The 20431-nt window shown below is 65.5% G+C and carries 19 protein-coding genes and 1 riboswitch; of the genes, 14 read left to right on the top strand and 5 right to left on the bottom strand.

Annotation, left to right across the window (positions count from 1 at the left end):
- Nucleotides 1-108 precede the first annotated feature (108 nt).
- A complete protein-coding gene (locus tag ACFPAH_RS02580; protein ID WP_379740166.1) occupies nucleotides 109-786 on the top strand; it encodes a 5-formyltetrahydrofolate cyclo-ligase in 678 nt (225 codons plus the stop codon).
- Between the two features lie 97 nt (nucleotides 787-883).
- Here ACFPAH_RS02580 and metF read toward each other — a convergent pair whose 3' ends face one another.
- The 4 genes from metF to metK form a co-directional block, all read right to left on the bottom strand.
- Nucleotides 884-1717 carry a methylenetetrahydrofolate reductase [NAD(P)H] gene (metF, locus tag ACFPAH_RS02575; protein ID WP_379740240.1) on the bottom strand — a complete coding sequence of 278 codons (834 nt, stop codon included), beginning with the start codon at nucleotides 1715-1717 and terminating at the stop codon, nucleotides 884-886.
- Nucleotides 1704-2057 carry a phage holin family protein gene (locus ACFPAH_RS02570; protein WP_379740163.1) on the bottom strand — a complete coding sequence of 118 codons (354 nt, stop codon included), beginning with the start codon at nucleotides 2055-2057 and terminating at the stop codon, nucleotides 1704-1706. The genes metF and ACFPAH_RS02570 overlap by 14 nt, the downstream gene beginning before the upstream one ends.
- A gap of 119 nt (nucleotides 2058-2176) precedes the next feature.
- Complete coding sequence (ahcY, locus tag ACFPAH_RS02565) at nucleotides 2177-3589, bottom strand: adenosylhomocysteinase (RefSeq protein ID WP_379740160.1); 1413 nt, start codon at nucleotides 3587-3589, stop codon at nucleotides 2177-2179.
- A gap of 25 nt (nucleotides 3590-3614) precedes the next feature.
- Nucleotides 3615-3689: riboswitch (S-adenosyl-L-homocysteine riboswitch) on the bottom strand.
- Nucleotides 3690-4059: 370 nt separating this feature from the next.
- Nucleotides 4060-5226 carry a methionine adenosyltransferase gene (gene metK / locus ACFPAH_RS02560; protein WP_379740157.1) on the bottom strand — a complete coding sequence of 389 codons (1167 nt, stop codon included), beginning with the start codon at nucleotides 5224-5226 and terminating at the stop codon, nucleotides 4060-4062.
- A 185-nt stretch (nucleotides 5227-5411) separates the two neighbouring features.
- Here metK and ACFPAH_RS02555 point away from each other — a divergent pair, with 185 nt between their 5' ends.
- From ACFPAH_RS02555 to dapF, 3 genes are read left to right on the top strand one after another with little or no spacing between them, the layout of a single operon-like run.
- Nucleotides 5412-6263: a lysophospholipid acyltransferase family protein gene (locus tag ACFPAH_RS02555; RefSeq protein WP_379740154.1), complete on the top strand. Its 852-nt coding sequence runs from the start codon at nucleotides 5412-5414 to the stop codon at nucleotides 6261-6263.
- A complete protein-coding gene (locus ACFPAH_RS02550) occupies nucleotides 6260-7123 on the top strand; it encodes a lipid A biosynthesis acyltransferase (RefSeq protein WP_379740151.1) in 864 nt (287 codons plus the stop codon). The genes ACFPAH_RS02555 and ACFPAH_RS02550 overlap by 4 nt, the downstream gene beginning before the upstream one ends.
- A 16-nt stretch (nucleotides 7124-7139) precedes the next feature.
- A complete protein-coding gene (dapF, locus tag ACFPAH_RS02545; protein WP_379740148.1) occupies nucleotides 7140-8003 on the top strand; it encodes a diaminopimelate epimerase in 864 nt (287 codons plus the stop codon).
- A 213-nt stretch (nucleotides 8004-8216) separates the two neighbouring features.
- Here the strand turns inward: dapF and ACFPAH_RS02540 are convergent, their stop codons facing one another.
- Nucleotides 8217-9920, bottom strand: coding sequence for a tetratricopeptide repeat protein (locus ACFPAH_RS02540; protein WP_379740145.1), 1704 nt, complete (start codon nucleotides 9918-9920; stop codon nucleotides 8217-8219).
- 453 nt (nucleotides 9921-10373) lie between these two features.
- On the opposite strand from ACFPAH_RS02540, the gene ACFPAH_RS02535 reads away from it, so the two are divergent.
- The 10 genes from ACFPAH_RS02535 to ACFPAH_RS02490 all read left to right on the top strand — a co-directional run bounded on the left by ACFPAH_RS02535 (nucleotide 10374) and on the right by ACFPAH_RS02490 (nucleotide 20303).
- A complete protein-coding gene (locus ACFPAH_RS02535; protein ID WP_379740142.1) occupies nucleotides 10374-11399 on the top strand; it encodes a porin in 1026 nt (341 codons plus the stop codon).
- A gap of 201 nt (nucleotides 11400-11600) precedes the next feature.
- Nucleotides 11601-12881, top strand: a complete 1281-nt coding sequence (locus ACFPAH_RS02530) for a porin (protein WP_379740139.1) — start codon at nucleotides 11601-11603, stop codon at nucleotides 12879-12881.
- 116 nt (nucleotides 12882-12997) lie between these two features.
- Nucleotides 12998-13660, top strand: a complete 663-nt coding sequence (locus ACFPAH_RS02525) for a DUF484 family protein (protein WP_379740136.1) — start codon at nucleotides 12998-13000, stop codon at nucleotides 13658-13660.
- A gap of 8 nt (nucleotides 13661-13668) precedes the next feature.
- The gene (xerC, locus tag ACFPAH_RS02520; protein ID WP_379740133.1) at nucleotides 13669-14610 is read left to right on the top strand and encodes a tyrosine recombinase XerC; all 942 of its coding nucleotides are present in this window, start codon (nucleotides 13669-13671) and stop codon (nucleotides 14608-14610) included.
- A 111-nt stretch (nucleotides 14611-14721) separates the two neighbouring features.
- Nucleotides 14722-15825 (top strand): CobW family GTP-binding protein, encoded by a 1104-nt coding sequence (locus tag ACFPAH_RS02515; RefSeq protein ID WP_379740130.1) that lies wholly within the window; start codon nucleotides 14722-14724, stop codon nucleotides 15823-15825.
- Nucleotides 15826-16058: 233 nt separating this feature from the next.
- Nucleotides 16059-16508 (top strand): RNA polymerase-binding protein DksA, encoded by a 450-nt coding sequence (gene dksA / locus ACFPAH_RS02510; RefSeq protein WP_379740127.1) that lies wholly within the window; start codon nucleotides 16059-16061, stop codon nucleotides 16506-16508.
- Between the two features lie 241 nt (nucleotides 16509-16749).
- On the top strand, nucleotides 16750-18051 hold the full coding sequence (locus ACFPAH_RS02505) for an STAS domain-containing protein (protein ID WP_379740124.1): 1302 nt from the start codon (nucleotides 16750-16752) through the stop codon (nucleotides 18049-18051).
- Nucleotides 18052-18191: 140 nt separating this feature from the next.
- Complete coding sequence (hslV, locus tag ACFPAH_RS02500; protein WP_379740121.1) at nucleotides 18192-18728, top strand: ATP-dependent protease subunit HslV; 537 nt, start codon at nucleotides 18192-18194, stop codon at nucleotides 18726-18728.
- Nucleotides 18729-18742: 14 nt separating this feature from the next.
- On the top strand, nucleotides 18743-20080 hold the full coding sequence (hslU, locus tag ACFPAH_RS02495; protein ID WP_379740118.1) for an ATP-dependent protease ATPase subunit HslU: 1338 nt from the start codon (nucleotides 18743-18745) through the stop codon (nucleotides 20078-20080).
- Between the two features lie 22 nt (nucleotides 20081-20102).
- Complete coding sequence (locus ACFPAH_RS02490; protein WP_379740115.1) at nucleotides 20103-20303, top strand: hypothetical protein; 201 nt, start codon at nucleotides 20103-20105, stop codon at nucleotides 20301-20303.
- The last annotated feature ends 128 nt before the right edge of the window (nucleotides 20304-20431 follow it).

Here is a 20431-nt window from a genome sequence, read left to right as displayed (position 1 = left end):
GGCAAATCAAGAATACCATGCGCATCAGTTGTGCCGCCACAAGAGGACTCCGGCTTGGCGGCGCAGCAGGCCGCGCACGCAGGCGCGGCACCGGCTGGCGATGCAGCGATGTCCAGCATCGCACAGGGGAGCGCGGCATGCGGCAAGGACGCGCAGGGACCAGCGACGGGCGATGTGGAAACGCAACAGAGTAGTTCGGGCACGCTGCCGCCAGCGGCTCCCCAGCCGCAGCCCGGCGCGTCGCCCAAGGCCGCGTTGCGCAAGCGCCTGAAGGCGCAACGCGCCAGCCTCGACGACGCCGCCAAGCCGGAGCGCGACCGCCGCATCGGCGCCCAGGTACTGGCCTGGTGGCGCCGCACCCGCCCTCCCCTGCTGGCCGTGTATTGGCCCTTGAGCGGCGAGCCCGACCTGCAGGACGCCTACCGTGCGCTGGCCCTCGAGGGCGCGGCGCTGGCGCTGCCGGTGGTGGTAGAACGGCATGCGCCACTCGCGTTTGCGGCCTGGCTGCCGGGCGAGCCGATGGCGGTCGACCCGATGGGGATCGCAGTGCCTGCGCGGCTGCGCACGGTCGCGCGTCCGCCGGCGCTGCTGGTGCCTTGCCTGGGCTTTAACGAGCACGGCTACCGGCTCGGCTATGGCGGCGGCTTTTATGACCGCACGCTGGCCGGCGGCGTCAAGCCGGCCACGCTGGGCATCGCCTACGCGTGCCAGATCGCCGAATTCGAGGCCGATCTGCACGACCTGCCGCTCGATCTCATCGTGACCGAAGAGACGGCCGTGGAGTGAGCGCGGCCGCCCCGGCGGCGCAATGAAAAAATCCCGGCACACGCTCGCGCGTTGCCGGGATGGGTCTTGATGCGGGCGTGCCTTTTAAGGCAGGTTCTTATTTGCCCGTCAGGCGCTGCCAGATCGCCGTTGTCGCGACGGCCTGGTTCATGCTGTAGAAGTGCAGGCCCGGAGCGCCGCCCGCCAGCAGGCGTTCGCACAGCGCGCTCACCACATCGAGCCCGAAGGCCTTGATCGAAGCGCTGTCGTCGCCGAAGCTGGCCAGTTTGAGGCGCACCCAGCGCGGGATCTCGGCGCCGCACATGTCGGAAAACCGCATTAGCTGGGTGTAGTTCGTGATCGGCATGATGCCGGCCACGATCGGCACCTCGATGCCCAGTTTCCGCGCGTTGTCGACGAACTGGAAATAGGCGTCGGCATTGTAGAAATACTGGGTAATCGCGGCGTTGGCGCCGGCCTTGACCTTGCGCTCGAAGTTCAGCAGGTCGTCCTGCGGCGACCTCGCCTGCGGGTGCATCTCCGGATAGGCCGCCACTTCGATATGGAACCAGTCGCCGGTCTCGGCCCGGATGAACTCGACCAGCTCATTCGCGTAACGCAGCTCGCCGGCGCCGCCGTAGCCGCTCGGCAGGTCGCCGCGCAGCGCCACCAGGCGGCGGATGCCGTGCGCCTGGAACTGCTGCAGGAGCGCGCGGATCGAGCCGCGTGTGGCGCCGATGCACGACAGGTGGGGAGCGGCCAGGTGGCCGTCGGCCATGATGTCGAGCACCGTGTCGAGCGTGCCCTGCTGGGTGGAGCCGCCTGCGCCGAAGGTCACCGAAAAATACTTCGGATTCAGTTCGGCGAGTTTCTGGCGGGTGATGCGCAGCTTGTCCGCGCCCTCGGGCGTCTTGGGCGGGAAAAACTCGATGCTGAAATTAGGAGTTTCCATCATTTTTCAGGAGCAAGGTTGAAAGCGCCCACGAAATGATGCTGTACAAAATCGCCGCCAGGAAGGCCGACCAGAATCCTGCCACCTGAAAGCCCTCGATCATGGTCGCCACCAGCCAGAACAGGAAGGCATTGATGACCAGGATAAACAGACCCATCGACAACACGGTGACGGGCAAGGTCAGCAATACCAGCAGGGGCCGGATCAGGGTATTGACCAGGCCCAGCACGAGGGCCGCGATCAGGGCGGTGCCGATACTGGTGACGGAGACGGAGTGCATCAGGTAAGGCAGGGCCATCAACGCCGCAGCGTTGATCAGCCAGGTCAGGAGCAGGCGCATGTTCAGCTTTCGGGGTGCGTTTCTTGTTGTTGGGAGCCTGTGGACGCGGGGCGTCCACAGGCAACTACATCGTTATTGCTCAGTTAAAGCTCGCCATGAAAGGTCGCAGCGAGCGCCGATCAATAACGGTAGTGGTCAGGCTTGTAAGGGCCTTCCTTCTTCACCGAAATATAGGCCGCCTGCTCGTCGGTCAGTTCGGTCAGCTGGGCGTTGAGCTTTTTCAGCTGCAGGCGCGCGACCTTCTCGTCGAGGTGCTTCGGCAGCGTGTAGACGCCGACCGGGTAGTTGGCCGTGTTGGCGAACAGTTCGATCTGGGCGATGGTCTGGTTCGCGAACGACGAGCTCATCACGTAGGACGGGTGGCCCGTGCCGCAGCCCAGGTTCACCAGGCGGCCTTCGGCCAGCAGGATGATGCGCTTGCCGTCCGGGAAGATGACGTGGTCGACCTGCGGCTTGATGTTTTCCCACTCGTATTTCTTGAGCGAGGCGACATCGATTTCGTTGTCGAAGTGGCCGATGTTGCAGACGATCGCCTGGTCCTTCATGCGCAGCATGTGCTGTTCGGTCAGGATGTGATAGTTGCCGGTGCAGGTCACGAAAATGTCGCCGTGCTCGGCCGCGTAATCCATCGTCACGACGCGATACCCCTCCATCGCCGCCTGCAGCGCGCAGATCGGATCGATTTCGGTGACCCACACTTGCGCCGACAGGGCACGCATGGCCTGGGCCGAGCCTTTACCCACGTCACCGTAACCGGCGATGACGGCGATCTTGCCGGCGATCATGACGTCGGTGGCGCGCTTGATGCCGTCGACCAGCGACTCGCGGCAGCCGTACAGGTTATCGAACTTCGATTTCGTCACCGAATCGTTGACGTTGATTGCCGGGAAGGCCAGCTTGCCTTCCTGGTGCATCTGGTACAGGCGGTGCACGCCGGTGGTCGTTTCTTCGGTCACGCCGAGGATGGCCGGCAGGCGCTTCGAGTACCACTGCGGATCGCGGGCCAGGCGGCCTTTAATGGCGTTGAACAGGCAGATTTCTTCTTCCGAACCCGGGTTCGACAGCACCGAGATGTCGGTTTCGGCGCGCTTGCCCAGGTGCAGCAGCAGCGTGGCGTCGCCGCCGTCGTCGAGGATCATATTCGCGTGGTTGTCGCCCGGCCACTCGAAGATGCGGTGGGTGTATTCCCAGTATTCGTCCAGGGTCTCGCCCTTGATGGCGAACACCGGGGTGCCGACTGCGGCAATCGCTGCGGCAGCATGGTCCTGGGTCGAATAGATGTTGCACGAGGCCCAGCGCACCTGCGCGCCGAGGGCTTCCAGCGTGCGGATCAGCACGGCGGTCTGGATGGTCATGTGCAGCGAGCCGGCAATGCGCGCGCCCTTCAGGGGCTGCGCTGCGGCGTATTCTTCGCGGATTGCCATCAGGCCCGGCATCTCGGTTTCGGCGATGCGGATTTCCTTCTCGCCCCAGGAGGCCAGGGAGATGTCGGCAACGAGGAAGTCTTGGGTGTCTTTCAGTACGGCGCTCATCACGCCCTCCTTTCAATTGAAAAAAGTAACGTGAGCGCAGTTGCATGGATATCCGAGCCTGGCGAAAAGGAATCTTTTCGTCGCAACGCTCCTCGGAACGGGATAGTTTAGCACGACTGCAAGCGGGCTGTCTCGGCCGGCTGGCGGGGTAGCAGGGAATTTGTGCGGTTGCAGCAAGGACGTAGGGTGGCACTTGTGCCCACGCGGTACGGCGCTTGCCCTGTTGCGGCGATGACATCGGCACGTAAGGTACGCGATCGGTGGACGATGTGCGGCACGCAATCGGTACGACCGCGTGGGCACAAGTGCCCACCCTACGAAAACTGTCTGTGACGCATGCCTACATCGTCCGCCGATCGCGAACGTCGCGTGCCCATTCGTCACCGACTGTTCACGCGCCGTACCGCGTGGGCGGAGCCCACCCTACGAACGGGCATCAGCCTTCCAAGCTGATGCCCGTTTCACTGCAATTACGCCAGGCCTGCTTCGGCGCGCAGCAGCGCGGCCTTGTCGGTGCGCTCCCAGGTGAACTCGGGCTCTTCGCGGCCGAAGTGGCCGTAGGCGGCGCTCTTCTGGTAGATCGGGCGCAGCAGGTCGAGCATTTGCACGATGCCCTTCGGGCGCAGATCAAAATGTTCCATCACGAGCTGGGCGATTTTCTCGTCCGGGATGACGCCGGTGCCTTCGGTGTAGACGGTGATGTTGATCGGGCGTGCGACGCCGATCGCGTAGCTCACCTGCACCTGGCACTGGCGCGCGAGGCCGGCGGCGACGACGTTTTTCGCCACATAGCGCGCGGCGTAGGCAGCCGAGCGGTCGACCTTCGACGGGTCCTTGCCCGAGAACGCGCCACCGCCGTGCGGGGCTGCGCCGCCGTAGGTGTCGACGATGATCTTGCGGCCGGTCAGGCCGCAGTCGCCCTGCGGCCCGCCGATGACGAAGCGGCCGGTCGGGTTGACCAGGTATTTGGTGCCCTGCAGCCACTCGCGCGGCAGGATCGGCTTGATGATTTCCTCGATCACCGCTTCCTCGATCTGCGAGTGCGAGACATCCGGATGGTGCTGGGTCGAGAGCACGACGGTGTCGACCGCGACCGGGCGGCCGTCGACATAGCGCAGCGTGACCTGGCTCTTCGCGTCCGGACGCAGCCATGGCAGGCGGCCGTCCTTGCGCAGTTGCGACTGGCGCTCGACCAGGCGGTGTGCGTAGTGGATGGCGGCCGGCATCAGCTCGGCAGTCTCGTCGCAGGCGTAGCCGAACATCAGGCCCTGGTCGCCCGCGCCCTGGTCGAGGTCGAGACCCGCGCCTTCGTCGACGCCCTGGGCGATGTCGGGCGACTGCTTGTCGTAGCAGACCATGACCGCGCAGCCCTTGTAGTCGATGCCGAAGTCGGTGTTGTCGTAACCGATGCGCTTGATGGTGTTGCGGGCCACGCCGATATAATCGACGTTGGCGTGGGTGGTGATTTCGCCGGCGAGGACGACCAGGCCGGTGTTGCACAGCGTTTCAGCGGCAACGCGGGCGCGCGGGTCCTGTTCGAGGATGGCGTCGAGGATCGCGTCCGAGATCTGGTCGGCGACTTTGTCGGGGTGGCCTTCCGAGACGGATTCGGAAGTAAAGAGATAATCGTTGGACATGAAGGCTCCAGTTACTGTTCAAAAACTGCCGCAGCAACCCGTGCCTGCGACGCTTTAGCGACATTTATATTCCGCTTCGCAAGTTGTCTATTAACTCGGCGGATCCTGCATAAAGTGGTATTTTACGCGTCTTTGAGAAATTTTTCGCGCAGGGGGCCGCTTCCTCCTCAACCCTGATCAATCGAATGCTAGTTATTTTATTTAGAGTCTTGTCCGTTTTTCCACTGCGCATGCTTCACGGCCTGGGCGCTGCCCTGGGCTGGCTGGTGTACCTGACCTCCCCGTCCTACCGCCGCCGCCTCGACGCCAACCTGGCGCAGGCCGGCTTCAGCAGTTACCGCCGCGCCGCCGTGGCCGAGGCCGGCAAGGCGATCGTCGAGCTCGCTTTCGTCTGGTGCGGCAAGCCCGAGCGCGTCGCGCGCCATGCCAGCGTCGAGAACTGGGAGGTGGTCCAGCGCGTGCTCGACGCCGGCCGCGGCATCGTGTTCCTGACGCCGCACCTGGGCTGTTTCGAGATGACCGCGCAGCAGATCGCGCTGCACACGGCGCTCACCGTGATGTACCGCCCGCCGCGCAAAAGCGCCCTGAAACCGCTGGTCGAAGGCGCGCGCGCGCGCCACAACCTGCACCTGGCGCCGGCCAACCTGTCCGGCGTGCGCATCCTCGCCAAGACCCTGAAAAGCGGCCAGCCGATCGGCCTGCTGCCGGACCAGGTGCCGCAGGAAGGAGAAGGCGTCTGGGCGCCCTTCTTCGGCCGCAGCGCCTACACGATGACGCTGCCGGCGAAACTGGCCCAGCTCGGGCGCGCCGACATCCTGCTGGTGTATGCCGAGCGCCTGCCGCAGGGACGCGGCTACACGGTCCGCTTCGTGCCCTTCGAGGAAGATTTGTCGGGCACGCCGGCCCAGCAGGCGGCCAGCATCAACCGCGCAATGGAAGCGCTGATTGCGCGCTGCCCTGCCCAGTATTTCTGGAGCTATAACCGCTACAAGAAACCCGATGGGGTCGCCGCGCCGGAAGCCGAGGTCGTGGCATGAGGGTCATGATCGCGTTCCTGTGGCTGCTGCATTGGCTGCCACTGCCCGTGCTCGGGCGTTTCGGCGAAGCCGTCGGCAGCCTGCTGTTCCTGGTGCTGGGCAAGCGGCGCCATATTGCGCTCACTAATTTGCGCCTGTGCATGCCGGAGCTGTCGGAGCAGGAGCGGCAGGCGATCGCGCGCCAGCACTTCCGCAACTATTCGCGCAGCATTTTCGAGCGCTCGATCCTGTGGTGGGCACCGGAAGCGCGCGTGCGCAAATTGATCCATGTGGAGCCGGCGGTGCCGCAGGCGGCGATGGAAGCCGGTCCCACGATCCTGTTGTGCCCGCACTTCGTGTGCCTCGACGTGGCCGGCGTGGCGGCCCGGGTGATCCCGGTGTGCAGCATGTACGTGCCGCAAAAGAACGCCGCGTTCGACAAGCTGCTGCGCCATGGCCGCGAACGCTATGGCCCGGTACGGCTGGTGACGCGCAAGGAAGGCATCAAGCCGATCCTGCGCGCGCTGCGCGACGGCCTGCCCTACTTCATGCTCCCGGACATGGATTTCGGTGAAAAGGATGCCGAGTTCGTGCCCTTCTTCGGCGTCCCGGCCGCGACGCTCACCGCGCTCGGCCGGATTGCCGGCACCACCGGCGCCAAGGTGATCCCGGTGGTGGCGACCTTCATGCCGAATTACCAGGGCTGGCGCGTGCGCTTCTATCCGGCCTGGGAAAACTATCCGGGCGATGACATGATCGCCGCCACGCGCCGCATGAATGCCTTCATCGAAGAGCGCGTACGCGAAGCACCGTCCGAATACTTCTGGACCCACAAGCGTTTTAAAACCCGCCCGCCGGGCGAGCCGTCGCTGTACGATTAACCAGGTCAAGTCCCCGATGAAACTCACGTTCACCAAGATGCAGGGCGCCGGCAACGACTTCGTCGTGCTCGACGCCATCAACCAGCACATCGATTTCAGCGCCGAACAATGGCGTCGCCTGGCCGACCGCCGCTTCGGTGTCGGCGCCGACCAGATCCTCGTCGTCGAGCGCCCGACCGTTCCCGGCTGCGACTTCCGCTACCGCATATTCAATAGCGACGGCGGCGAAGTCGAGCAGTGCGGCAACGGCGCCCGCGCGTTTGCCCGCTTCGTCAGCGACAAGGGTTTAAGCGGCGAGCGCAGCATCCGGGTGCAGACGATGTCGGGCATCATCGCGCCACGTCTGGAAACGGATGGCAGCGTCACCGTCGACATGGGCGCCCCCGTCCTGGCGCCGGCCGCGGTGCCCTTCGACGCGGACGGGCTGGAAGGCCTGGCCGAAGGGCGCGATACCCTGTGGCCGCTGGCGCTGCACCAGGGTGTGCTGGAAGTGAACGTTTATGTATCCGTGGTATCGATGGGCAATCCGCACGCCGTGCAGGTCGTCGACGATGCCGACAACGCGCCGGTCGCCGACATGGGGCCGCAGATCGAGCAGCACCCGCGCTTCCCGAACCGCGTCAACGCCGGTTTCATGCAGGTGCTGGGGCGCGATCACGTGAAGCTGCGGGTCTACGAACGCGGGGCCGGAGAAACCCTCGCTTGCGGCACCGGTGCCTGCGCGGCCGTCGTCGCCGGCATCCGCCGGGGCCTGCTCGATTCGCCGGTCCGGGTATCGGCGCGCGGCGGAGAATTGTCGATCGCCTGGGCCGGCGAGGGAGAGCCGGTCTACCTGAGCGGCCCGGCCGTGACCGTGTTCGAGGGCGAGATCGAACTGTAATAGGCAAGCGCCTGCCTGGCGCCTGCGCGCATCCCCGCGCGGCGCCCTGGGGGCGTAGTACGGAATACCGTTATACGGATTGTCGTTATCCGGCCTGTCGTTATCCGGACTGTCGTGCGGACGGTCTTGTCATGCACGCGGTGGCCGGCGCGTTGGGCCCGCCCCTGTCCGCCCTGCCCGCCCCTGCTTCCAGTCGCTTGCGGCCCTCTACCTTCAGGCCGCAATCCCATACGCCGTGCCCGCGCGCTGCGGACCGGGCGGCACCTGCAGCGTGTCGTCCGCTCCGTCGGCGCCGGCGTGCACGGCGGCCATCAGCGTGCGCAAGCGGTACAGGCGCTGGCGATAATTGCCTTCCGGCCCGCCTGGACCGCAATCGATCCCGTCGAACAAGCGCACGATACGGTCGAGCGCCTGGCGCTCCTGCGCCGTATCGACCATGACCAGGCGGCGCTTGCTGCGTCCGTAGCTGGCGCGGATATCGATCACCAGGCAATGGCCCTGGTCGGCGGCCGGCACATCGAGCAGCAGGGTTTCGGCACGCGTCAGGCCGAACAGTGCGGCCAGCTCGAGGCGCGCCGCCAGCAACGGATACGGGGACAGGTCGCCCATGCAGGCCAGCAGCGCGCCGGTTTCGAGGTGGGCGTCGTCCGCCGGACGCGGGGCGATCTTGTGGAGGGCCGCCAGCGCCTCGGCATTGCCCTGGGCAGCGGCCTGCTGCAGCCAGAACACGGCCCGCACATCGTTGCTTTCGTTTTCGCGGCGGGCACGCCAGGCGTTGTTGCCGCACTCGAGCTGGGCCGCCTCATAGCCCATCTCCGCCGCACGCTCGAGGTAGCGCTGTGCATCGGCGACGTTGCGTTGCGAGAACTCGGGTTTCAGGTAGATGCGCGACAGCGCATACCAGGCCGCCGCCAGCCCCTGCTCGCCGGCCATCAGCAGCCAGCGGATCGCCTTCTTGAAATTGGCGGCGCCGTTGCCGCCGGTAACGCGGGTGCCGTCGACCTGCATGCGCGCATACCACAGCCCCATGGCCAGTTGCGCGTGCCGGTCGTGCTCGCTCCCGGCCAGTTCCCAGAAGGTGAGCAGTTCCTCGCCGCTGACGCCGTATGCCGCTCCTTCTCCCCTGGCAAGCAGGCGCGCGGTGCGCGACAACAAGTTGACCTCGCCCGGCGCCAGGCGTTGCCCGCGCTTGCCGCCCGCGCCCTGCGCCAGGGTGCGCGCCAGCGGCAGCGCGCGCTCGAGGTAATCGCGCCACGCGCCGGCCGCCCAGCTCTGTTCGAGCAGGGCGAACTGCGCCTCGGCCAGGCCATTGTCGGCGGCGCGGCGCAGCCAGGGCTGGCCACCCGCGGCCGGCGCCGCCGCGGCGGAACCGGCGACACGGCGTTCGATCGGCTGGCCTGCCGTACTGCCGGTGCCGGCGGGCGCGCTTGCGGCCCCCCTGGCGCCGGCCGCGGCCCGTGCCGGCGCCGCGGCGCCGGCGGCCTGCCGGGCGGCCGCGATCTCGGGCCGGCTTGCCAGCAGCCACTGCGCCTCGGTGAATCCGGCCCTTGCCGCCTCCTGCAGGGCGTGCATGGCCTTGGCCTGCGCGGCAGCCGGGTCGGCGCCGCCGTCCTCGAACAGCAACTGGGCCAGTACCAGGCCGGCGCGCAGGTTGCCGTTGTCGTAGGCGCGCTCGTACCACGGCGCCAGCGGCGTCGCATGGGTGCGGGCCAGGTCGAACGGGATATGACTGCCGATCAATTCGCACGATTCGGCACAGCCCTGGCGCGCGGCGCGGTCGAGCCAATGCAGCGCGGTGGGCAGGCTGCGCGGCAGTCCGGCGCTGCCGAACAGGTAGCGCTTGCCGAGCTCGACTTGCGCCTCGGCACGGCCATTGCGGGCGCCGCGAATGATCGCCAATTCTTCACGATTTGCCATCGGTGGGTCTTTTGTTAATTGGTGGGAGGCGTAGCGTGGGCGGATCGGCGGTTTGCCACGACAGGACAGCCGCCGTGGAAGGGTTGCCAATATACAAGAAGTTCTCGTGTCGCGCCCACACCCATCGGTTCAGGAAAAGTCTAAGCCAGCCCTTGCCCCCTCATGTCCCGAACAGCCCGATGATTGATATCGAACAAGCGCACCCGATTAGTGGGGAACCCATCAGAGCGCTGTCCGTCGGCGTCCTCCCATGGTGCGACAGAGCGAACTCTGCGTTTCAAAAATACAACAGCACGATTGGTTAAATTGGCTTTCGACCAACTCACGCCATCATAATTAACCAATCCGGCAATCTTGACGCATTAAGCAATTAAGGTTCACTCATCCGAGTGTTCAGCAAATAAAGTCTCAATGCTCTTTGGATTCCGATTCATCTTCTAAGGATACAAATAAATGAAAAAATCTTTGATGGCAGTCGCTCTTTTCGGCGCATTCGCCGGCGCCGCCCATGCACAGACCGCCGTTCAGATCTACGGCACCGTGGATGCAGGCATTCAGAAGCAAAGCGGCCAGACCCTGAGCATTGGCAAGCGTGCTGCCAATACCCTGGGCTTCAAAGGTACCGAAGACCTGGGCAATGGCCTGAAAGCTCTGTTCCACCTGGAAATCCGCTACGAGCCGGACACCGGCACCCTCGAGCGCACCAACCGTCCGCTGTTCCAGGGCCAGAGCCGCGTCGGCCTGCAGGGTGATTTCGGTATGGTCCGCATCGGCCGCGGCCTGACCCCGTACTGGGAAACCATCGGCGCCTTCGATCCATGGCACGCCGTGCCGAACCAGGGCGGCTTCTACACCGACCTGACCGTCGCCGGCTACAACGCGCAGCCGCTCGATCCTGCCGGCACCGGCAACAACCGCTGGGCCAATGCCTTCTGGTACAACAGCCCGGTCGTCAGCGGCTTCCAGCTGAACGCGGCAATCGCCACCAAAGAAGGCAATGGCGGCTCGGTCCAGGGTCGCAACCCGGTCGGCACGCCTGCCCAGTACCCGATCGGCGCCGAGGCAACGGCCAACCCGTTCTCGGTCTCGGCAACCTACAACAACGGTCCGGCTGCCCTGATGCTCGGCTACGAGCGCAACGCGGTCGAAACCAAGGTCATGTCGGTCGGCGCCTCGTTCATGGTCACCCCTGACCTGAAGCTGATGGGTACCGCCACCCGCCAGGACCAGGAAAACACCGTCCTCGTGAACCCGAAGACCAAGGCATGGGTGCTGGGCGCAAACTATGCCCTGGGCCCTGGCAAGGTGCTCGCCGGCTACGGTCAGAAAGACCCGGACGGCCAGGTCAAGACCAAGCAAATGTCGCTGGGCTATGAGTACAGCCTGTCGAAACGTACCTACCTGTACATCGACGCCTCGCGCCGCAAAGCGCAAAACAGCGTCAACTACTACGACCTCGGCGTGAACCACTCGTTCTAAGCCGTTGCGGGCAGACGCCCGCAGTACAACAAGAAGGGGCAGGCACCGTTCGCGGCGCCTGCCCCTTTTGAACGCCATGGCGTTGTTTTTATGCAACGCGGGCCTAGCAGTACGTCTTGCCGTGTATACAGTGCTTTGCGTCAATGGCATATTGGCAAAACGGAACTACCCATCCGAAAGATTAACAATAGTGGAGATGCAATGAACAAATGTTTGATCGCCGGCCTGGTCGGCGCGTGCTTCGCAATCCCGGCTGCGGCCGAGACCAGTGTCCAGATCTACGGCATCGCCGACGCCGGCGTCCTGTGGCAAAAGGGCGGCCCGACCAAGATCGTCAGCGGCGGCGCCGACGGTTCGCGTATCGGCTTCAAGGGCACCGAAGACATCGGCAACGGTTTCAAGGCGATCTTCAATCTGGAAGCACGTGTCGAACTCGACACCGGCACCCAGCAGCCAACCCTGATCAACGACAACCGCGGCCTCTACCTCGAGCGCGGCCTGAATGCATTGGATCGCTTCAGCCCGGCGATTGCCCCGGGTCTGCGCGCGGCGCTGTACCAGCCGGGCGCGCCAGCCGTCAACCAGGAACGCGCACTGTTCGACCGCACCGCGATGGTCGGCCTGATCACCCCGGTCGGCGCCGTGCTGCTGGGCCGCATGTACACCCCTGGCTACGAAGTGTTCGCCGCTGCCGATGCGTTCGAATCGGGCATGGTCGGCACCTGGGGCCACGTGACCGGCGGCACCGCCGGCTTCACGGCACTGGGCGCGGACATCCGTTCGCAGGAAGCCGTCCAGTACCGCATCACCACCCCGTCCGGTATCGGCGGCTCGCTGATGTACGGCGCACGCGGTTCGGGCTACCTCGGCCGTTACAACAAGTTCCGCGCAGGCGCGATCACCTATAAAGCCAACGGCTTCGACATCGGCGTCGGCTATAACCACGGTTACGACCAGCAGGATCGTCCAAGCCTGCGCACCACCACCGTCGGCGGTTCGTACACCTGGAACCAGTTCAAGTTCTTCGCCGGCTTCCACAGCCAGCGCAACGAGAACTCGGCCCTGATCGCCGATTACCTGGCTGCATGGGATGCGCGCATCGCGCCGGCACTGGCTGCCGCACCGGCACCGGTCCGTACCGCCGCCCGCGGTACCTTCGAAGGCATCATGCGCAACAACACGCTGCAGGATGCGAACAGCTACCAGGTCGGCCTGCACTACAAGCTGGGCAGCGGCCGCATCATGACCTCGTACGCGCACCAGAACGACCGGACGGTTTCGAACAGCGATGCCGACATGATCGCCGTGGCCTACGACCACTTCCTGTCGAAGCGTACCGACGTCTATATTGCCGCTTCCAAGATCAAGAACGACAACCTGGCCCAGTACTCTCCAGGCATCTCGGGCTCGCCGGGCGGCTTCACCCGCGCCCCAGGCGAAGACGGCCGCGCATTCCAGATCGGCGTGCGTCACCGCTTCTAAGCCGGGTTCGGCAAGGCAGCAACACGAAAGGGCGCCCGCGGGCGCCCTTTTACTATCCGCTCGCGCTCCCCTCTCGGGTAGAATTGCGCTCACTCCATTCCTTGCAAGCTAAGCCAATGACCGTCCCCCTCGACTCCGCCGCCGTTGCTCAATTCCTGGCGGACAATCCGCAATTTTTCGAAGAACATGCCGGCCTGCTGGGCGAGGTCAAGCTGTCGAGCCCGTTGACGGGGAGAGCGGTGTCGCTGCAGGAGCGGCAAATGGAAGTCATGCGCGCCAAGTACAACGCGCTCGAGCTGCGCATGGCCGACCTGATGCGGGTGGCTGCGGAAAATACCGCCCTCCTGCAGCGCTTCCACGCCTGGCACCTCACCCTGCTCAAGTCGAGCGGCGGAGCCGCCATGGCCGACGACGTGGTCAAGGGCCTGCTCGAGCATTTCGGCGTGCCCCAGGCCGCGCTGCGCCTGTGGCAGGCCGCCCCGGAACATGCGGACGCGCCGTTCGCCGCCGGCGTGACCGACGATGCGCGCCTGTTTGCCTCGAGCCTGCGCGCGCCCTACTGCGGCCCGAACAAGGATTTCGAGCCCGTGCGCTGGCTGGAAGACGCGGACAGCGTGCGCTCGACCGTGCTGCTGCCCCTGATCAGCAACGGCCAGACCTTCGGCCTGCTCGTGCTCGGTTCGCCCGACGCCGAGCGCTTCAGCCCGGCAATGGCCACCGACTTCCTGGTCCAGCTCGGCCAGAGCGCCAGCGCCGCGCTCGCCAAGCTGCGCGCCTAGTTCATCACATGGAGACGGCGCGCGAGGACTGGGCCGGGCGTTACCTGCGCGAGCTGGCCACGCAGCGCCAGTTGTCGCAGCACACGGTCGCCGCCTACCGGCGCGACCTGCTCGAGCTGGCCGAGCTGGCCGGCCACGACGACTGGCCGGCACTGAGCCACGCCGACATGCGCCGTTTCGCCGCGCGCCTGCACGCCGGCGGCCAGGAGCCGCGCACGATTGCGCGCAAACTCTCCGGCTGGCGCGGCTTCTATGCCTGGCTGTCGCGCCAGGTCAGCCTGCCGGCCAATCCGGTCGAAGGCGTGCGCGCCCCGCGCCGCCCGAAAACCCTGCCCAAGGCCCTGGCCGTCGATGCCGCCGTCCAGTTGCTGGAGGCGAACCGCCACGGCCACCCCGAACCTGCCGAACTGTGCAACCGCGCGATGTTCGAACTGCTGTATTCGAGCGGGCTGCGGGTGTCCGAACTGGCCGGACTCGACCTGGCCTATCGCAGCGAGAAGGACAGCGTCAACGGCGCCGCCTCGCTCGGCTGGCTGGACCTGGCCGCCGGTGAAGTGGTCGTGACCGGCAAGGGCGGCAAAATGCGCCGCGTGCCGGTCGGCGGCCCCGCACGCGAGGCGCTCGCGGCCTGGCTGGCGGTGCGCCCGCCGGCGGCCGACGGCAGTGCCGCCCTGTTCCTGTCGAGCCGCGGCGCGCGCATCACGCCGCGCGTGGTCCAGCAGCGCCTCAAGCAGCATGCGCTGCGCGCCGGTTCGCCCACCCACGTGCATCCGCACGTGCTGCGCCACTCGTTCGCCTCGCACCTGCTGCAGTCCTCGGGCGACTTGCGCGCCGTGCAGGAACTGCTGGGCCACGCCAGCATCACCTCGACCCAGGTCTACACGGCGCTCGACTTCCAGCACCTGGCCGCCGTGTATGACCGAGCTCATCCGCGAGCGAAAGCAAAGTAGGCAAACACTCGCCTGAGCTAGCGCAAAGGCCGGCACGGTTGATGGTGGCAGATTGCAAATTACGGCATAATCTTCCGCTTCTCCTTGCCCTACCAGGCCGAACGCCAATCCATGTCCATCTCAACGCCTACCCCACCGCAGCCGATCCCGGCCACGATCCTGACCGGCTTCCTCGGCGCCGGCAAGACCACCCTCCTCAACCGCATCCTGCGCGAGGACCACGGCCTGCGCATCGCCGTCATCGAAAACGAATTTGGCCAGGAAAACATCGACAACGAAATCCTGGTCCAGGACAGCGGCGAGCAGATCGTCGAGATGAACAATGGCTGCATTTGCTGCACCGTGCGCGGCGACCTGATCGTGGCGCTAACTAACCTGGCGCAAAAGCGCGAGGCCGGCGAGATCGCCTTCGACCGCGTCGTCATCGAAACGACCGGCCTCGCCAATCCGGGCCCGGTGGCCCAGACCTTCTTCGTCGACGAAGAAGTAGGCGCTCACTACATGCTCGACGCCGTGGTCACGGTGGTCGACGCGCGCCACGCGATGGACCAGCTCGACCGCCACGAGGAAGCCCAGCGCCAGGTCGGCTTTGCCGACAAGATCCTGCTCTCAAAACTGGACCTGGTCGACGCCGCCGCCGTCGACGCCTTGAAAACGCGCCTCACCCGCATCAACCCGCGCGCCCCGATCTCGACCTCCGACTTCGGCCGCGCGCCGCTGGCCGACGTACTCGACCTGCGCGGCTTCAACCTCAACGACAAGCTCGAACTCGACCCCGATTTCCTGCGCGCCGACGATCACGATCACGATCACGATCACGAGCACGACCACGAGCACGACCACGCTGCCTGCGCCCACGATCACGTCCACAGCGACGCCTGCGGCCACGGGGTCGACCACCACCACGCGCACCATAGCGACGACATCGCGGCCTTCGTGTTCAAGAGCGAGCGGCCGTTCGATCCTGAACGCCTCGACCAGTTCCTCGGCAGCATGGTGCAAGTCTTCGGCCCGAGCATGCTGCGCTACAAAGGCGTGCTGTCGATGCAGGGCGCCGACCGCAAGGTCGTCTTCCAGGGCGTGCATCAAATCATGGGCAGCGACCTGGGCGCAAAGTGGGACGCCGGCGAGCCCCGTGGTAGCAAAATGGTCTTTATTGGTAAAAATTTACCAAAAGACGTATTTATCAGCGGACTGGAACAATGTTTGGTATAAACTATCCCGGTTTAACGGTACCCGCCGCCTCTTGAGAGAGATGCGACAGGTAGTGACGATGGACCGCTGCCGAAAGGCGCCTGACAACCCTCGGGGCAAGGCTGGCAGCGAAGACGGCAGGAACGCATGGGCCGTCATGGCAGCAGCAAGGACGCGCACCCTGGAGCCAGGGTGTTACGGATGAGCTAGCTGATAAAATGAAAACCTCTGTCGTATCGAAGGTAAGTGAAGTCATGACTAAAACAACGAAACCGAATGCCGCCGCGGCCGAAGCCCGACTTTTGACGGAAGAAGAAATTCGGGCGATGGGCGAAGAGGACTACATGAACCCGGCCCAGCTCGCGTTCTTCAAGGATCGCCTGCAGCAGCTCGAAAAAGAACTGCTGAAAAACGCCGGCGAGACCACGGAACACCTGCGCGAGACCGTCCTCGTCCCGGACCCGGCCGACCGCGCCACCATCGAGGAAGAGCACGCCCTCGAACTGCGCACCCGCGACCGCGAGCGCAAGCTGCTGAAAAAAGTGCAGCAATCGCTTGCTTCCATCGAAGCCGGCGACTACGGCTGGTGCGAAGAAACGGGCGAGCCGATCGGCATTCCACGCCTGATCGCGCGCCCGACCGCCACGCTGTCGCTCGAAGCCCAGCAGCGCCGCGAACTGAAGCAGAAGCTGTACGGCGACTGATCATTTCCTACCGCTCGGCCCTCGAAAAGCATGCGCCTGGCGCATGCTTTTCGCATTTTTAGGCCGCAGCGCGCCACACGGCATGTGCGCGTGCCCTCGAAAACTTTCTCATCGGATACACTAACGTTCGTCCGCACCGCCTTTGCGCAGGCGCAGGTGTGCGCGGGACGCCCCGGGCGCGCCCATGCTAAGGTCGTGGATGAGCGCCCTGCACTGGCGCGATCAAACAGATAAGAACAACGTGGGCTTCTTCTCCTTTCTAAAGAAAAAGAACGAAGAGCCGGCCAGCAGGCCGGCGGCGCCCCCGCGCCTTGAAGAAAACCTGCCCCTCTCGAACGACGCCGAGCGCGCACGCCAGCGCGAGATTGCCCGCGCGACCGCCGCCAAGATCGACGCCATCGAACTCGAGATGACGACCGACATGTTCGCCGACACCGAGGCCGCCTGGGGCAGCGCCCGGCGTCCCCCGGCGGCAGCCGCGACCGTCGTCGAGCCTCCGCTCGAGGCCGAGCTCGTCACCCTGGCCGACCTGCCCGACGCCGCTGCCGCGCCGGCCAGCGCGCCGGTGGTCGAGGAAAGTGCCATCCTCTACGCGAATGGCCAGGCCGAGCTGGCCGAACAGATGCTGCTCGGCAGCCTGGCTGAACTCGGCCGTACCGAGCGCCAGCCCTGGTGGATGTTGTTCGACCTGTACCAGGCACAAGGGCGGGAAGCCGATTTCGAGAACATCGCGATCGACTACGCCAGCCATTTCGAAACCTCGCCGCCGGCTTATACGAGCCGGCTGCCGCAAGACGCGCCGACCGCGGCCTGGGCCGGTGCGGCGCCCGGCCTGCGCTTGACGGGCACGCTCGACGCCGCCACGGCGCCGCGCCTGCAGGCGCTGGCGGGCAGCGGCGGCGCCCCGGTACGGATCGATTTCAACGGCGTCAGCGGTGCCACCGGCGAAGGCTGCGCCGCCTTGCTGGCGGCCTTGCAGGGCTTGCGCGCCGCCGGACGCGAGCTGGCCCTGGCCGGGACCGAGACCCTGATCGCCGTGCTGCGCCCGATGCTGGCGATCGGCGAACGCGACGCCGGCGAAGCGCCCTGGCTGCTGCTGCTCGAACTGCTGCAAGGCCTCGGGCGCGAAAAAGACTTCGAAGAAACGGCGATGGATTATTGCGTCACCTTCGAGGTGTCGCCGCCGTCTTTCGAGGCAAGCGCGGCGTCACGGGCAAGCGCGGCCGTTCCGAGCCCCGCCCCGCGGGCTGCCGGGGCCGAGCAGCGTTTCCTGTTACCGCCGGTGGTCGATGGCGACATCCAGCCGCTGCTGGCCGCGCTCGAGGCCTATGCCGACGCCGATCCCCTCCAGCCGATCGTGCTCGACTGCGGGCGGCTGGCGCGGATCGGCTTCGGCGCGGCGGGCGCCCTGCACGCCAGCCTGTCCCGGCTGGGCGCCAGCGGGCGCGAGGTCGAACTGCGTGAACTGAACCACCTGGTGGCGGCCCTGCTGCGCCTGTTGAACTACAGCGGCTGCGCGCGCCTGTATGCCCATAACTATTGAACAAATAATGGAATAATGGGCATCGCCTTGGCGCGTCGCCAAGGCGGTGTGCCAAGGCGATTCACCCGGCCCGCTCATCCTGTCTTGCAATTTTGTGCAACACCCCCACTTGCGGAGGGCTAGTTAATCATGAGGCAGATATGGAACAATTTCACGGCACCACCATTGTGAGTGTGCGTCGCGGCGCACAGGTCGCGTTGGGCGGCGATGGCCAGGTCACGCTGGGCAACGTCGTCATGAAGGGCTCGGCGCGCAAGGTGCGCACGCTCTACCAGGGCAAGGTCCTGTGCGGCTTCGCCGGCGCCACCGCCGACGCCTTTACCCTGCTCGACCGTTTCGAAGCAAAACTGGAAAAACACCAGGGCAACCTGCTGCGCTCCTCGGTCGAACTGGCCAAGGACTGGCGCACCGACCGCATGCTGCGCAAGCTCGAGGCGATGCTGCTGGTGGCGGACCGCGAAACCACCCTGATCATCACCGGCAACGGCGACGTGCTCGAACCCGAGGACGGCATCGGCGCCATCGGCTCGGGCGGCATCTACGCCCAGTCGGCCGCCAAGGCGCTGCAGGAAAACACCGACCTGCCGCCGGGAGAAGTGGTCAAGAAGGCCCTGACCATCGCCGGCGAGCTGTGCATCTACACGAACCTGTCCCACATCATCGAAACGCTGGACTGACCGGCGCGCACATTATGAACATGACCCCACTGGAAATCGTCTCGGAACTGGACAAGCACGTCGTCGGCCAGGGCAAGGCCAAGCGCGCCGTCGCCATCGCCCTGCGCAACCGCTGGCGCCGCCAGCAAGTCGACGAGCCGCTGCGCCACGAGATCACCCCGAAAAACATCCTGATGATCGGCCCGACCGGCGTCGGCAAGACCGAGATCGCGCGCCGCCTGGCGCGCCTGGCGGACGCGCCCTTCATCAAGATCGAAGCGACCAAATTTACCGAAGTCGGCTATGTCGGGCGCGACGTCGACACCATCATCCGCGACCTGATCGATATCGGCATCAAGCAGACCCGCGCCAGCGAAATGAAAAAGGTGCGCCAGCGCGCCGAAGACGCCGCCGAAGACCGCATCATCGACATCCTGGTGCCGCCGGCACGCGATTTCGGCTTCAACGTCAGCGCCACCGCCGAGGCCAAGGAAGGCGACAGCACGCGCCAGACCTTCCGCAAGCGCCTGCGCGAGGGCTCGCTCGACGACCGCGAAGTCGAAATCGAAGTGGCCGACAGCGCGCCGCAGATGGAAATCATGGCGCCGCCGGGCATGGAAGAAATGACGGAACAGATCAAGTCGATGTTCGCCGGCGTCGGCGCGGCGCGCAAGAAGCCGCGCAAGATGAAGATCAAGGACGCCATGAAGGTGCTGGTCGACGAGGAAGCCGCGCGCCTCATCAACGAAGACGAGATGAAGCAGAAGGCGATCCACAACGTCGAGAACAACGGCATCGTGTTTTTGGATGAGATCGACAAGATCGCCACCCGCTCCGAGCATGGCGGCGCCGACGTCTCACGCGCCGGCGTGCAGCGCGACCTGCTGCCGCTGGTCGAGGGCACTACGGTGAACACCAAGTACGGCATGATCAAGACCGACCACATCCTGTTCATCGCCTCGGGTGCGTTTCACCTGGCGAAGCCGTCGGACCTGATTCCCGAACTGCAGGGCCGCTTCCCGATCCGGGTCGAACTCGAATCGCTGTCGATCGACGATTTCAAACGCATTTTGACCAGCACCGATGCCTGCCTGACGGCGCAGTACGAGGCGCTGCTGGGCACCGAAGGGGTGCAGTTGCGCTTCTCCGAAGACGGCATCCATCGTTTGGCCGAGATCGCCTTCTCCGTCAACGAGCGCACCGAGAACATCGGCGCGCGCCGCCTGTACACGGTGATGGAAAAGCTGCTCGAGGAAATTTCGTTCCACGCCAGCGACAGCCAGGTCAAGGAGGTCACGATCGACGCGGCCTACGTCAACGAACGGCTCGACGTCCTGTCGGCCAACGAAGACCTGTCGCGCTACGTGCTGTAAAGGAAACAGTCAGGAGAGCAAGATGGCCAACAAGGCACTCGCGACGCGGCAAAAAATGATGCTGCGTGTCCAACCGGTCCAGCAATTGAGCAAGCCGCGCAACCCGGTCGCGGCCCTGGCCAAGGCCCGCGCGGCCGGACCGCACGCGAAACCCCTGTCGAGCGAGCGCCAGGCCGCCAAGCGTTTGCTCAAGAAGGCGCCGCTGGTGCCCGAGGACGAGTGAGCGCTGGCTCACTTCCCGGCGCCCGGGTGCGCCTCGACACGCAAGACCGCGTGGGCTCTTGAGCCCACGCGGTTTCATCGCCTGGTCATCGGCACGCTCGCATTCCCCACCTTGCCCACCCTGTATTT

The sequence above is a fragment of the Massilia sp. GCM10023247 genome (assembly GCF_042653325.1).
Lineage (GTDB): Bacteria > Pseudomonadota > Gammaproteobacteria > Burkholderiales > Burkholderiaceae_D > Telluria.
The sequence above is the reverse complement of the archived record's forward strand: the minus strand, read 5'-3'. Positions and strand labels throughout refer to the sequence as shown.

What these genes read in the sequence shown, in the direction of transcription:
- ACFPAH_RS02525 (WP_379740136.1), top strand. Translation starts at nt 12,998, where the DNA reads ATGACCGTCCCCCTCGACTCCGCCGCCGTTGCTCAATTCCTGGCGGAC.
- hslV (WP_379740121.1), top strand. Translation starts at nt 18,192, where the DNA reads ATGGAACAATTTCACGGCACCACCATTGTGAGTGTGCGTCGCGGCGCA.
- ACFPAH_RS02580 (WP_379740166.1), top strand. Translation starts at nt 109, where the DNA reads ATGTCCAGCATCGCACAGGGGAGCGCGGCATGCGGCAAGGACGCGCAG.
- ACFPAH_RS02555 (WP_379740154.1), top strand. Translation starts at nt 5,412, where the DNA reads ATGCTAGTTATTTTATTTAGAGTCTTGTCCGTTTTTCCACTGCGCATG.
- xerC (WP_379740133.1), top strand. Translation starts at nt 13,669, where the DNA reads ATGGAGACGGCGCGCGAGGACTGGGCCGGGCGTTACCTGCGCGAGCTG.
- ACFPAH_RS02540 (WP_379740145.1), bottom strand. Translation starts at nt 9,920, where the DNA reads ATGGCAAATCGTGAAGAATTGGCGATCATTCGCGGCGCCCGCAATGGC.
- ACFPAH_RS02570 (WP_379740163.1), bottom strand. Translation starts at nt 2,057, where the DNA reads ATGCGCCTGCTCCTGACCTGGCTGATCAACGCTGCGGCGTTGATGGCC.
- metF (WP_379740240.1), bottom strand. Translation starts at nt 1,717, where the DNA reads ATGGAAACTCCTAATTTCAGCATCGAGTTTTTCCCGCCCAAGACGCCC.
- dapF (WP_379740148.1), top strand. Translation starts at nt 7,140, where the DNA reads ATGAAACTCACGTTCACCAAGATGCAGGGCGCCGGCAACGACTTCGTC.
- ACFPAH_RS02515 (WP_379740130.1), top strand. Translation starts at nt 14,722, where the DNA reads ATGTCCATCTCAACGCCTACCCCACCGCAGCCGATCCCGGCCACGATC.
- dksA (WP_379740127.1), top strand. Translation starts at nt 16,059, where the DNA reads ATGACTAAAACAACGAAACCGAATGCCGCCGCGGCCGAAGCCCGACTT.
- metK (WP_379740157.1), bottom strand. Translation starts at nt 5,226, where the DNA reads ATGTCCAACGATTATCTCTTTACTTCCGAATCCGTCTCGGAAGGCCAC.
- hslU (WP_379740118.1), top strand. Translation starts at nt 18,743, where the DNA reads ATGAACATGACCCCACTGGAAATCGTCTCGGAACTGGACAAGCACGTC.
- ahcY (WP_379740160.1), bottom strand. Translation starts at nt 3,589, where the DNA reads ATGAGCGCCGTACTGAAAGACACCCAAGACTTCCTCGTTGCCGACATC.
- ACFPAH_RS02490 (WP_379740115.1), top strand. Translation starts at nt 20,103, where the DNA reads ATGGCCAACAAGGCACTCGCGACGCGGCAAAAAATGATGCTGCGTGTC.
- ACFPAH_RS02550 (WP_379740151.1), top strand. Translation starts at nt 6,260, where the DNA reads ATGAGGGTCATGATCGCGTTCCTGTGGCTGCTGCATTGGCTGCCACTG.
- ACFPAH_RS02535 (WP_379740142.1), top strand. Translation starts at nt 10,374, where the DNA reads ATGAAAAAATCTTTGATGGCAGTCGCTCTTTTCGGCGCATTCGCCGGC.
- ACFPAH_RS02530 (WP_379740139.1), top strand. Translation starts at nt 11,601, where the DNA reads ATGAACAAATGTTTGATCGCCGGCCTGGTCGGCGCGTGCTTCGCAATC.